The following is an 11,539-nucleotide window of genomic DNA, read 5'->3' as shown; positions in this document are numbered from 1 at the left end:
CTCCAGGTTGTTGTCCTGCTTTAACGCCCGCAGTGTCCGCAGAAACATTTGCAGGCGATTTTCAATGACGTGAACGCTTGGGAGCTCGCCAATAAACCTGATGGGGCTGACGGGGATCAGAGTGGTGGAACGAGTCAAAACAGAATCCTTTCAAAGCCAGGCAAACCTGCCCGGCGATAATCGCAATGTGATCCAGCCGGCTATGAAGGAGGTCAACAAGCTCTCGAACATTCATATCGAGATGGAGACCCGCATGAAGGGCCGGTCTGTGACCGGAATACGGTTTATTGTGAAACCGAATGCGCAGCTCTCGTTGGTTGGAATGGATACAGAGGATGAAATCAGCAATCGTCACACATATAAGGCGCTCTTGGCAGAAGGCATATCCAAGACGCTCGCGCGTGCTTGGGTGATCGAATATGATGAAGAATATATTTTTGAGAAGTTGGATCTGGCTAGCAGCCAATCAGCAACGGGAAAGATCAAGTCATCAAAGGCTGGATTTTTAAAATCAGCTATTGAACAAGATTATCACAATGAAGGGGTGGCGAAAAAGAAAAGCATTGAAGCGGCTCACGCGGTAAAAGTCGAGCGCGAGAAGCAAGAACGTCAACTAGAAGCGCTGAGCAAATCGCACAAAGAGGCCCAGGCCGCGTATCGACGGTTTTGTGCTGGTACGATCCAAGGAGCATTTGATGCACTCTCCAGTAGAGAAAAAGAAAGTGTCACATCAGAATTTCAATCAGGCCTTGGCAGTCGCATATATGTGGATGCGTTCAAGAAAAACGGCTGGAAGGATATACTAAGCGCCCCAGATATTCGTGCATTCTGGGAAACGCGAGGAATGGTATTCCCCTCCCCTGCTGAGTGGGCGCAAGAAAGCGAAATGGTAGAACCTGACATTCTACGCGCACAGATGGATGCTTTAAAGCTTCAAATGAGTTAATAAAGTTATTTTGGTATAACCACTTTTATTGCAGTGATGACCATCGAAAAAGGACAGATCAGCGTATAACAGCTCGTGTAGAAATCTCTGGAACCGCAATGTTCACCGAAGAAAATTTAGCTTCAATATACACAATGATACGGTATTTCAGGCAATTCTATTATTTCAGTTAAACCTAAATAACACCTCAATCAAATATATCTGTAGTAGTGCGTATAATATGCTTGAGGTAGGTCGACTTCGGAACCAATCCAGCCTTTTCTTCAAGTTTCGCGAGCTCAGCTATCGTCAACTTGATGGCCACGATTTCGGATTCTTTGTCCTCGGGTTTCTTAGGTTTGCGGCCAACTGTTTTGGGGGCAAGAATGGATTTTGGCCCGTTCGATTGAACTTCTTCAATCTTTTTAAACATAGAGAGGTCATTTTTTTAGGCATAATGCGTCTCGATATAAGAAAGTAAGTTGTCAAACTGTGCCGCGACATCGCGATATGTATAACGGGCGAGGGCGTCTTTTTCCATCAGCTGACGGATTGATAGCTCTTGTTCAAATATGGTGTCAAAGGCCCTAGAGAACTTTAGGGGCAAAACATTTATGCCCTGGCCGATGGTATGATCTACAACAGCTTTGATGTTTTTTGCGTCTTCGCTATCGGCCCAATCCTTGAAGGTTTCACCTTTGCGTTTCACCAGCTTGGTGGCAACAACGACGATGTTTTTGTTGTATGGTTGAAGCTCTCTGATCGTGTGTATTCCGGCGTGGATGCATTTCAGTTCGTTATAAATGGGGACAAGGACCACATCTGACTGTGACACCGCAGAAACGATACTTGGCCGCGCATCCCGAGACATAAGACCTGCGAGATCAAATATGACATCAATTCCGTCTGGGAATTTTGGAAACTCTTCATCTGGTTGGAGTGAAAACTACCGCTTTACCTTCCACAAATGTCGTAACATTTCGTCCCCTGAAGATGATTCAGCGGGTCGTAAAGTGTATTCAGGATCGGCTCCTGTATCTTCCATTCTTGGGTTGGAAGATAATGAAAACGTTCGAGAATATCTTCTGGACGCAAAAGGAAAACAGCGGAAATCACCAACTTTGGTTCACCAAGCAATTCGGAAGACGTTGAAAGAAAACCCCGAGGTTTTTGGGGTTTTGAACAGCGGCACAGTATTGGTCGCAAGGTCTGCGGAAATTGACGACAAAACACGCCAACTGATATTAACAGATGCAAGTATCATCAATGGGTCGCAAACGCGCGGCGAGGTGAAACGTTACTTCGATCATCGAAGTGAAGATGAAACTGTTGATCCAAGTATCAAGTTCGAAATCATCGTAACAAATGACGACGATTTGATTGCTGAAATCTCCATTTCACGCAATTTTCAGAATGACGTAAAATCGATATCAATCGCTGGCCGTCGAGGACAACTGGATGATCTGGAAAAAAGCGCTCAAACACTTTACCCGAACAAGAAGCTTCGCAAAAGCGAAAGCGACTTGACGGCCAATGATGATTTTCTTGATACAGAAAAGCTCATCCAAGTTACTTTTGCACTACTGCCTGATGACATCGAAAAACCATCAGGTATCAACCTCGACCTTAGCAACAAAGTGTTCACCTATAGTCAGAAGACTCGATGCCTTAAAATATTCCAAAAACTTGCCGACGAGCCTGATACAGAAATGTACAAAGCTTTCATCAGTCTCGCACCAGTGGCATGGAAGCTCTATGAGCACTGGAAGAGACACCAGAACTTTATAGGCACCCAAATTAGATCGATAGAACGAAACAACGGCAGGGTTATTGAAGTTCCTGATGGGATTATCTTCCCAATTTTGGCGTCACATGCAGCCTTCGTTTACCAATCTGCCGCTGGTTGGCAATTGAATAAACCAGATCAGTTGAGCGATGACGAACTCATCAACGTTGCTAAGCAATCCTATATGGATATCGCAAGCCATAACCCGCAAAGCATGGGTAAAAGCAAAGCCTGTTACTCATCATTGATGCAGATTACGTCAATTTACGCGAGATTGCTCAAGCAAACATGAGCATTTTTCTGGTGGGTGTTACCTAATACTCACCAGAATCCCCCTCTTCGCGCCAGCAGGCGTCACTCACACCCTTCCAAAAAGGACCGTTTTTGACGCACCCGAAAGCAGTCGTTCGCTCAGCCGACATCTGTGCAAAGTGCCGCGAACGGTGACTTAGAGTCCACAGCGGTCATGACCTCAATCCGTTTTACTACTCCAATTCGGTCAACCCACGCCTCAACGCCTCGCTCCAATCAAAAGCGGATGTTGATATCAACTATATCTTGGCTCGTGAGGGCTGGCTGCATTGGTTCTTTCGAAAGTCCCGGGCTGTAACCCCGGTTACCCGTTTAAACACTCGACTGAAATGTGACGATTCCTGAAATCCGTATCGCTGCGCAATCACAGTCAGCGTTGATTTATCAAGCTGATTGGCCAGATCCCGCTTCACGCGTTCAATGCGTTTGTGCTGAACATACCCGGAAAAGGTCAGCGCCTGATTTGAAAATAGCGAATGCAAGTAGCGTTGTGAAATCCCCTGCGCCCTTGCCACAGTCTCTACAGACAACGAAAAATCTTCAAGATTTTTGTGAATGTAGTTTTGGACACGTTGGAAGAGAAGCTTTCTGGGTGCTTCAACGCGATGATCCGTCTGACTTACGCAGAACACCGTTTTAACCATGGAGGTGATAACATCTTGCGCGACATGGTTTTCTGAAGGTGACATCAACCCACTGTTGAGAAACGACGAACGAACGATTTGAAACAAGACCGCAGCCACGCCCTTATTAATATTTGCTTTGCGTAGGGAAGGCTCAGCCCCACCGCTTTGACCAGAAAAGACGAATTTTGGAATACGTATTGAATAGCTATCAATCTTATTGATTGTCTGAAACGAAAATTCGTCTTCACTATCCCAAAGATAAGCATCGCCGGGCGACAGAACGGTTCTAGGCAGGTCGAATAAGTCGGCGCGTTGGCGTTCTGTTAAGATGGTGCGATGCGCCATGTTTATTTTGCTTTCTATTAGGGGATTGTGTATCTTTGTTTGTGTTATGGGATAAGGAACACATTCAATGAACAAATGCCACGAGGCGGATCAAGTGTCTCAAACGTTCGTTTGTGAAATATGCTGATCGGTTACGCCCGCGTATCAAAAGCTGATGGTAGCCAGTCCCTCGACTTGCAACATGATGCGCTGGCCTCAGACGGCGTTGATGTCGCCAATTGCTATTCGGATCGTGCGTCGGGCAAGAAAGACGTCCGCCCAGGACTTGAGGCATGCCTAAAAGCATTGCGAAAAGGTGATACTCTTGTGATTTGGAAATTGGACCGCCTAGGGCGCAGTCTGCATCATCTCGTCAACACAGTGAATCACCTGTCCGAACGCGGCGTGGGTCTCAAGGTGTTAACCGGTACCGGTGCGCAAATCGATACAACAACCCCGGCAGGTCGCTTGTCCTTTGGAATATTTGCAGCACTGGCGGATTTTGAAAGTGATCTGATCCGCGAACGCACAATGGCCGGATTAGCCGCCGCCCGTGCTCGAGGCCGAAAAGGTGGCCGCAAATTCGCCCTTTCAAAAACACAGGTTCGCATGGCCCAAGCTGCAATGGCTCGTCGGGATACATCGGTTGCTGATCTTTGCAAAGAACTGGGCGTGAAACCCGTCACTCTATATAGATACGCCGATCCAAATGGAAATCTGAGAGACTATGGAAAACGTGTTTTAAGCCCTTAGCGTAGGATTTAGCACTCAGCCGGAGTAGACCCCTCTTTGTTCATGTCTAGGGTAACCCTACGAACAAACCTTGCGATGGGGCCTAGCTCGACATTTAAACGTCGGTGTGGCTACAATCGACAGGATTAAGAAAACGATGCCTCCCATTTGACCAAAATCCTGCCACTTTTACAGCTTCGCTGGTACTGGGCCTATTTTGAACGCCATTGGTAGAATGCGGCACTACTCATGCCGTGCGTACGGCACAGCTCCAAAACGGGCACACCGTTCTCAGCTTCTTTCAAAATCGAGACAATCTGCGCCTCTGAATAACGTGACTTCTTCATCGTGAATCTCCTTGGCATATCTTGCCGCAAAAATTCTAGTTTTCAAAACACCCATTTTTCGGGGGGATTACCGGGTCAGCGCACCGCACACGCTTCTCTTCAGCATAGATGCGCCTGACCTGTCCACCCAAATGCAGCGCGGTGGGATTTATCGCCCCGTCAAGAAGCAGATCACCGCTCGCTTGGATGCCGATGTACTGGCATGGCTCAAATCTCAGGGTAAAGGCTACCAGTCTCGCATGAATGCAATCCTACGGGATGCAATGCTGGGCACCAAGTAGGAGACGCTGAGTTATAGCTCTACAGCATCGTAACGCTATAACGCTTCGGCCTTCTTCTATGAGCAAAACCCAGATCCGAGAAACCCCGCACCATCGCCGGGAATAGTGAGCGGTTAATCCCCTAAAGGCGGCTACGAAAAGCCGTCAACGCCAGCCAGTAAGATTATTGTTGCAACTGCTAAAGTGTAAGCGCCAAGGGAAGGCCCTCTACCGCAGCGCTTTCTGACCTGCGACACATGCTTGTGAGCTGACGCGATGTCAGTGCAAGCGAGGGAACGTGGTCATGAACAAAAATCTCGGCAATGCCTGCCATTTACCGGCTGGGTCCATAATCATCACTTCTGGATCGCTCGACCTGTTTTTCTCTTTCGAGGCGTTTGGCATCTTTCACCCGCTCTAATTCTTCGACCTCAACACGCTCATCCTTGATCTCCCGTGCCCGCGCATTAATCGGCCCGCCTAGACCCTCAAACGCAACACCATATCGGTGCGCTCGATCCTTAACCTCACCGCGCAACTCAGCTTGTTGCGCCTTGGCCCTGCCCGGATCACTGACCCGCCACGTGGCTTCCCATGCCTGAGCCGTGCTTTCCACAAATACCACCCTCTCACGTTCTAACATTTGCAATCGCGCGCGCTCCTGCGCCTCCTCCAAAACCCGCAGCCGAGCTGTCTCCTCTTTTTCCCAAATTGCACTAATCCCTGCAGAAAATGCCTGCGCGCCCGAAGAGGCAAACATCGCCCGCGTCGCCTCAATCGCCGCCGCCGTGCGACTAGCATCTTGATCCCGTGCCTGACTGTAAACCTCGCGCGCCCGCTCGGCCCGTTCACGCAGCCCCGATAAGAGATCTCGTCGTTCCCGGATCTCATGGTTCTGTGCCCCACGCTGAGTGACCGGCTCGTATTCCACACCTGAGACCTCAGCCACACGCATTGCCTGGCGCTCCATCGCATTAGCAGCAGGCCCCAGCTTAATCTCTGGGGAACGATCCAACTCTAGCGCCAGCAGGTCATCTCCACGATCAAGAGCTGCCTCACGTTGGGCTTCAAGGGATCGATGATCAACACGCGCATCCCGCCCCTCACGCCCCAAGGCTCGGTTTTGCAAATGCCCCCAGACCTCACGCATAGCTTCGATTTCAACGCCGCCGGTCTTTGCCGCATCCAGCACACGGGTCTTCGGACCCAGCCCCTCTGCCCCCATGACCCGTGTTGTGGTCAGAATGTGGGCGTGATGATTGCGTTCATCCCCCTCACGGTGTGGGGCATGTACAGCAACATCAGCAGCCACGCCAAAGCGATCCACCAGGGACTGTGCAAAGTCACGGGCAATTTGAACTCTCCCATCAGGCGAGAGTTCGGCAGGTAAGGCGACCTCCCATTCCCGGGCCGTCACGGAATTGCGCCGGGCCTCTCCGGCCTCAGCTGCATTCCACAATGCGGACCGATCCTGCACCCAGTCCGGGGCATCAACAGGCGCAAGGATGAACACATCCTCAATGCCCTGCTTGCGGGTGTAATCATGGTCGCGTCCCTCGCGCTCACAATGAATGCGTTCCCCAGCCCGATACGCTGCAGACGCTGTCGCGGTTCGCCCTGCGGAACGTTTCACGGTTTTGACGCTGAGGTGATAACTGGCCATGGCTACGCCCGCCAACCCAGATCAAGACGACAGGACAAAACGCCAATCAATGACACACAACGCGCCAGTGATTTCCACCGCAATCCAATCGCGCAGATTGGTCCTAGAGAGTTTGAGGGAGCGGACAGCCCCTCTCTTTTTGGCGCAGCCAAATGGGTTAGCCGTCGGCTGGGGCTGCGCCCCAATGAGATCGCACGCAAAGCTCGGAATAAACGAAGTGAATGAAGAGTTTGCATAAGTGCCCCCTTGTCCTTTACAGCACTACGGGTAAACGCTACCAACACCCCTTTCAAGCTTATATATCACAGTCGATACTTTACACACCGGAGATTACCTTTTGGCTGAGACGCAATTACAAAAACTAGAGCGCCAGTATGAGCAAGCTAAGAACCGACTTCAAGCAGCGAAGGCCCGTGAGACGACAAAACAACGTAAGCTTGATGCACGGCGTAAAATCATATTGGGCGGCGCGCTCTTTGATCTCGCACAACGTGATGATGCCGCTGCACTGATGGTGGATCGATTGTTGCGCAATCTGCCACGGGAACATGACCGAAAGGCCTTCGATGATTGGCAGGCCCCTGCCCCCGATGGAAGCGTCACAAAGGCAACCGCTGAGGAAGACGACAGCGCTGATAAGGATGATCTGCAATGACGAAGAAAAAGCGCGATCAAACCGAGATCTCCATCCGGGATCAGTTTATGCGGAACATTGGCGAGAATGGCGGTGACGTATCGACTGCCTTCGTTGATGTCCTGAATGTTATTGACCAGCGCCTCCAAAAGTCGACGAATGCGGTCTCTGCAGCAGAGGATACTTTTGATCGATTGGCGACCTGGTATGACACCGCGAATGCCAAGCTGCAGAAAATGCCGGTAGAGCTCAATGACAACCTCGCACAAGGGCTGAGACGGGAATTGCCTGAGCTGACCCTTCAAGTTAAACGAGATGCTCAGACAGGGGCTAGGAATGGGGCGACACTAGCACAGGGCCCTAAGAGATGAGACAGACCGGCATGGGAGCCGTAGAGCGCGTTTAACCATATTTGCCACTGTTGGCCTGCCAATAGCATTTACCGCGGCTGTTCTGTCCGGTTTTCTCTTGGGTAGTTTTGCTATCCCTGCCCTTCCAACAACATGGGAATGGCCCTGTCGGTTGATAGGCGCAGAGTTTAGAATGTCGTCCACTGACGTGACCACTAGCTTTTGTGTGATACAGAGAAAGTAGAAAAGGGTTAGGTTTTGTAACCGCGCTTAAATTTCTGTGTGGCTAGGTCTGCGAGAGCATCAACTGCTTGTCCTTCGTCGGCATGATAATCTACTCGAACTTGTCCTGAACTTCCGATACGGCCCCATTCCCGTGTGAGGGATGCGCCGCCGAATAGATCTCGCTGCACGGTCATCAGATAAAACCTGTGCATTTTTTTAGCGGGGTCGACGCGCAAGATGAGCAACCGGTCTGGAAACACTTGAAGCTGTTTTTCATCTTGCGTCATCGTTAGTTCGCGTTCGCAAATTCGCTTCGTTGATCAAAGACCCGCAGAATTTCGATGTGTTCTGATTGAACGCGGTAGAGGACTGTAAATGGCGTCTTTCGAATGGGGAATTCACGCACGAAGGGGACACCGTCAACACGTTCGCCAACATCTGGGTTTGATTTCAAAAGCTGGAGTAAAGATTTAAACTGATGATCCGCGCTTTCGCGGCCAGCAGGAAACACGCGCATGTAATATTGCTTAAACCAACGAAGATCTGGTTTGGCAGACGCTAATATGAGAATTTTCATGTGTTAGGCGCGGTTAAGGAAAACATCGGCTTCTGGTTCTGAAAGTTCGTTCTCTGTGCCAAGACTTTCAAACCAATCGGTTACTTTACCTTCAGAGATGAAAGCTCCCTGATCTGCCAGCGTAACAGCAGTACGGATCATATCAGCCTTTGCCTCTGTTTTATCTTTCAAAGCTTGGATCGCTTGCTTTGCCACATAAGAGGCACTGCGGTCACTTCGTTTAGCTTCGCTTTCAAGCCAATCCTTCAGAACAGGTTCTAATCGCATTGTGAATCTTGGGCTTGTCATGGTTTCTATAATCCATTTGCATGATGATAAGCTTGTGTCAGACACTGTATGCCTTTTCCATGTAATGTCAATGAATTGGCACTTTATGATGAAATTTCATATGCCTCTAAAGTATATGGGATGCTTTGCGTCTTCAGGAATGGTCTTTTTACCTCTAAAAATTTACAAATATGAAAAATTATCAACTTACAACAGAAAGCCGAAGGCGCTCCTGTTGTTGTTTAAGATGTTTAATAAAACAACGTTTAATAGGTTTAGGGGTGATATTATCTTTTTGTTTCAGACAGATAAGTGACAATAGGTGTATGTTTGTGGGGGTTGAGGTGTACGTTTATGGGGCTGTGGGTGTACAAACATGGGGTGAGGCCCGAAGCCATATAATTCACTGTTAAATAAGGAAAAACAGACGACAGGTATAACTTGAGTGTATGTTTATGGGGCTGTGGTGTATGAATGTGGGGTTCCACGGAATCCCTATACTATTCACCGTAAACTAACGCGATTTCTGAGCTAAAATAACTATCTAGGTGTATGTTTATGGGGGCTGTAGGTTCTTGGGTGTACGAATATGGGGTAAGTTGCTTTCGCAAGCGGAATAATGCAGAGAAACTTGTTATCTTATAAAAACCTATAGAATGGTGTAAGGATATGCTTTAGAAAATACACCATGAAAAACCCTGTAAAAAAACCCAATAAAGATAACCAGATACTGAAGAAACATGTCGCAGCGATTCATATTGGCGCGAAGCTTTCTTTGCTGCAGCGCAAGTTGGTCAACGCTCTTTTGTACAATGCGTATGATGGACTATTAACTGATGACGAGCATCAGATCAGTACAGCGGTTCTCTGTGAAATGATTGGATTTGATAGCAAAAACGTAGGCTATCTCAAGGGTGCCCTTAAGGGACTTATGGAGACGGTGGTTGAGTTTGACGTGCTCGAAGAGGATGGCGAGCGATCCTGGGAAGCAATGGTTTTACTGCCCTACGCTAAGATTAAAGGGGGGACTTGCTCCTATCGGTATGATCGTGCGTTGTCTGAAAAACTTTACCACCCCGATGTATATTCCAAGATCAACCTGAGTGTTCTCAGGGAGATGAATAGTACCCACGCCTTAGTTCTCTATGAAAACTGCTATCGGTTCGAACGCATCGGTCACACCGCGTGGTGGGATATCGATGTGTTTCGTAAGCTAATGGCTGTCGATACGATGCCCAGCTACAAGCCTTTCAAGGCGCTTAACCTCCACCACATTTGGCGGGGCTGATGAATATGAAAGGTTCCGGAACCTGTGGAACATTTAATGAGGACATCTTTGGTATCCGTCAATACCACGGAAAATGCCCCAAAAAGAACTGCCTGCCCCAACCTCCAAACAGGGCAGGACAGGACAGGACAGGCATAAATCATTGTATATTAAGTGAAATGCAACGGATCAGTCGCAAATAAAATGGGTTTGCGCACGCTTATGGTTTTTTTTGCGCACGCTTCTCCCTTATCTGCTGTAACGGACCCCATATAAGTGCCAGTAACAAAAATTGATCTCCTTATTTCATTGAGTTTATATAACATTTCTCTTCCATAACCGTGCCAGTGACCCCCATAACTTTGCCAGCGAAACTTTGCAGCAGACATAAAAAAACCGCCCCAAAGGGCGGCTTCAAATCTATTTACTACCCGTCAGCAGCCAGGCAACTGGAATCGCCTTAGATCTGAACGTCGATAGATATAACCGCTCAAGCCACTTCTAATCGGTGTAATCGGCTCAATGCCCTGAGCATCCAAAGCCATTTTAACATGGTCTTGTCGCGGTTTAGTTCCGGTCTCTTTCGAGCAATGTTTGCTATGAAGGAGATAGAGAATGGCAAAGAGATACACAGACGAGTTTCGGCGTGATGCGGTGCGCATGGCGACGACGAGTGGCTTAACGCGGCCTCAACTTTCATCAGATTTAGGGGTTGGGCTTTCGACGCTGAACAAATGGGTTCAACAGCATCAACACGATGACCTGATGTCAGGACCGCATGAAGACGTTGAGAAGGAGAACACGCGGCTTCGCAAGGAAGTCCGTCTGCTGCGCGAGGAGAGGGAAGTGTTAAAAAAGGCGGCAATCTTCTTTGCAGGCCAAAGCCGGTGAGATTTGCGTTCATCGACGCCTGGAAAGAAGAATGGCCAGTTGAGTTCCTGTGCAAAGTTATGCGGGTCACATCACGTGGTTTTCGCGCGTGGCGGGTTCGCCCGATGAGCCAGCGTCAACGCGATGATATGGTGATCCTGGCTCACATCCGTGAACAGCATCGCTTAAGCCTGCAAAGCTATGGGCGGCCTCGGATGACCGAGGAACTGCAAGAATTGGGATTACCGGTGGGCCATCGCAGGGTCGGACGTCTGATGGGCGAGAATGGCATCAAGATCATCAGAACCCAGAAATACAAGGCGACAACGGACAGCAACCACACGTTCAACATTGCACCAAATCTGTTGGATCAA

At 48.9% G+C, this 11,539-nt stretch carries 14 protein-coding genes and 2 pseudogenes; 8 read left to right on the top strand and 8 right to left on the bottom strand.

Annotation, left to right across the window (positions count from 1 at the left end):
- Positions 1 to 124 precede the first annotated feature (124 nt).
- Positions 125 to 946, top strand: a complete 822-nt coding sequence (locus tag RJ38_RS12600; RefSeq protein ID WP_238321696.1) for a replication initiation protein — start codon at positions 125 to 127, stop codon at positions 944 to 946.
- Positions 947 to 1,133: 187 nt separating this feature from the next.
- Here the strand turns inward: RJ38_RS12600 and RJ38_RS12595 are convergent, their stop codons facing one another.
- On the bottom strand, positions 1,134 to 1,358 hold the full coding sequence (locus RJ38_RS12595; RefSeq protein WP_039019239.1) for a hypothetical protein: 225 nt from the start codon (positions 1,356 to 1,358) through the stop codon (positions 1,134 to 1,136).
- Between the two features lie 15 nt (positions 1,359 to 1,373).
- A complete protein-coding gene (locus RJ38_RS12590; RefSeq protein ID WP_039019238.1) occupies positions 1,374 to 1,796 on the bottom strand; it encodes a hypothetical protein in 423 nt (140 codons plus the stop codon).
- A 19-nt stretch (positions 1,797 to 1,815) separates the two neighbouring features.
- Here RJ38_RS12590 and RJ38_RS18195 point away from each other — a divergent pair, with 19 nt between their 5' ends.
- Entirely contained in the window at positions 1,816 to 3,003 is a 1,188-nt protein-coding gene (locus RJ38_RS18195) for an AIPR family protein (RefSeq protein WP_052245372.1), read from the top strand.
- 259 nt (positions 3,004 to 3,262) lie between these two features.
- Here RJ38_RS18195 and RJ38_RS12580 read toward each other — a convergent pair whose 3' ends face one another.
- Positions 3,263 to 3,994 (bottom strand): helix-turn-helix domain-containing protein, encoded by a 732-nt coding sequence (locus RJ38_RS12580; RefSeq protein ID WP_039019237.1) that lies wholly within the window; start codon positions 3,992 to 3,994, stop codon positions 3,263 to 3,265.
- Between the two features lie 120 nt (positions 3,995 to 4,114).
- Between RJ38_RS12580 and RJ38_RS12575 the strand changes: the two genes are divergently transcribed.
- Positions 4,115 to 4,726 (top strand): recombinase family protein, encoded by a 612-nt coding sequence (locus tag RJ38_RS12575; RefSeq protein ID WP_039019236.1) that lies wholly within the window; start codon positions 4,115 to 4,117, stop codon positions 4,724 to 4,726.
- 194 nt (positions 4,727 to 4,920) lie between these two features.
- Here RJ38_RS12575 and RJ38_RS12570 read toward each other — a convergent pair.
- A pseudogene (locus RJ38_RS12570) lies at positions 4,921 to 5,052 on the bottom strand (transposase); the annotation flags it as partial.
- 131 nt (positions 5,053 to 5,183) lie between these two features.
- On the opposite strand from RJ38_RS12570, the gene RJ38_RS18540 reads away from it, so the two are divergent.
- A complete protein-coding gene (locus RJ38_RS18540) occupies positions 5,184 to 5,333 on the top strand; it encodes a BrnA antitoxin family protein (RefSeq protein ID WP_082005733.1) in 150 nt (49 codons plus the stop codon).
- 313 nt (positions 5,334 to 5,646) lie between these two features.
- Here RJ38_RS18540 and mobQ read toward each other — a convergent pair whose 3' ends face one another.
- Positions 5,647 to 6,975 (bottom strand): MobQ family relaxase, encoded by a 1,329-nt coding sequence (gene mobQ / locus RJ38_RS12560; protein WP_052245371.1) that lies wholly within the window; start codon positions 6,973 to 6,975, stop codon positions 5,647 to 5,649.
- 337 nt (positions 6,976 to 7,312) lie between these two features.
- Between mobQ and RJ38_RS12550 the strand changes: the two genes are divergently transcribed.
- Positions 7,313 to 7,630 carry a hypothetical protein gene (locus RJ38_RS12550; RefSeq protein WP_039019233.1) on the top strand — a complete coding sequence of 106 codons (318 nt, stop codon included), beginning with the start codon at positions 7,313 to 7,315 and terminating at the stop codon, positions 7,628 to 7,630.
- Positions 7,627 to 7,980: a hypothetical protein gene (locus RJ38_RS12545; protein ID WP_039019232.1), complete on the top strand. Its 354-nt coding sequence runs from the start codon at positions 7,627 to 7,629 to the stop codon at positions 7,978 to 7,980. The genes RJ38_RS12550 and RJ38_RS12545 overlap by 4 nt, the downstream gene beginning before the upstream one ends.
- Positions 7,981 to 8,210: 230 nt before the next feature.
- On the opposite strand, the gene RJ38_RS12540 is transcribed toward RJ38_RS12545, so the two are convergent.
- Genes RJ38_RS12540 through RJ38_RS12530 form a run of 3 tightly spaced genes read right to left on the bottom strand, consistent with a single transcriptional unit; the run spans position 8,211 to position 9,028 of the window.
- Complete coding sequence (locus RJ38_RS12540; protein ID WP_039019231.1) at positions 8,211 to 8,471, bottom strand: WGR domain-containing protein; 261 nt, start codon at positions 8,469 to 8,471, stop codon at positions 8,211 to 8,213.
- Positions 8,472 to 8,473: 2 nt separating this feature from the next.
- The gene (locus RJ38_RS12535) at positions 8,474 to 8,761 is read right to left on the bottom strand and encodes a type II toxin-antitoxin system RelE/ParE family toxin (protein WP_039019230.1); all 288 of its coding nucleotides are present in this window, start codon (positions 8,759 to 8,761) and stop codon (positions 8,474 to 8,476) included.
- Between the two features lie 3 nt (positions 8,762 to 8,764).
- Positions 8,765 to 9,028 carry a CopG family ribbon-helix-helix protein gene (locus tag RJ38_RS12530; RefSeq protein WP_238321695.1) on the bottom strand — a complete coding sequence of 88 codons (264 nt, stop codon included), beginning with the start codon at positions 9,026 to 9,028 and terminating at the stop codon, positions 8,765 to 8,767.
- Positions 9,029 to 9,716: 688 nt separating this feature from the next.
- Here RJ38_RS12530 and RJ38_RS12520 point away from each other — a divergent pair.
- Positions 9,717 to 10,316 carry a replication initiation protein gene (locus RJ38_RS12520; RefSeq protein WP_052245370.1) on the top strand — a complete coding sequence of 200 codons (600 nt, stop codon included), beginning with the start codon at positions 9,717 to 9,719 and terminating at the stop codon, positions 10,314 to 10,316.
- Between the two features lie 594 nt (positions 10,317 to 10,910).
- Positions 10,911 to 11,539 (top strand): annotated as a pseudogene (locus RJ38_RS19270) (IS3 family transposase); the annotation flags it as partial.

This window comes from Halocynthiibacter namhaensis, assembly GCF_000812685.1.
GTDB lineage: Bacteria > Pseudomonadota > Alphaproteobacteria > Rhodobacterales > Rhodobacteraceae > Halocynthiibacter > Halocynthiibacter namhaensis.
This window is presented reverse-complemented; position numbering and strand designations above follow the sequence as displayed.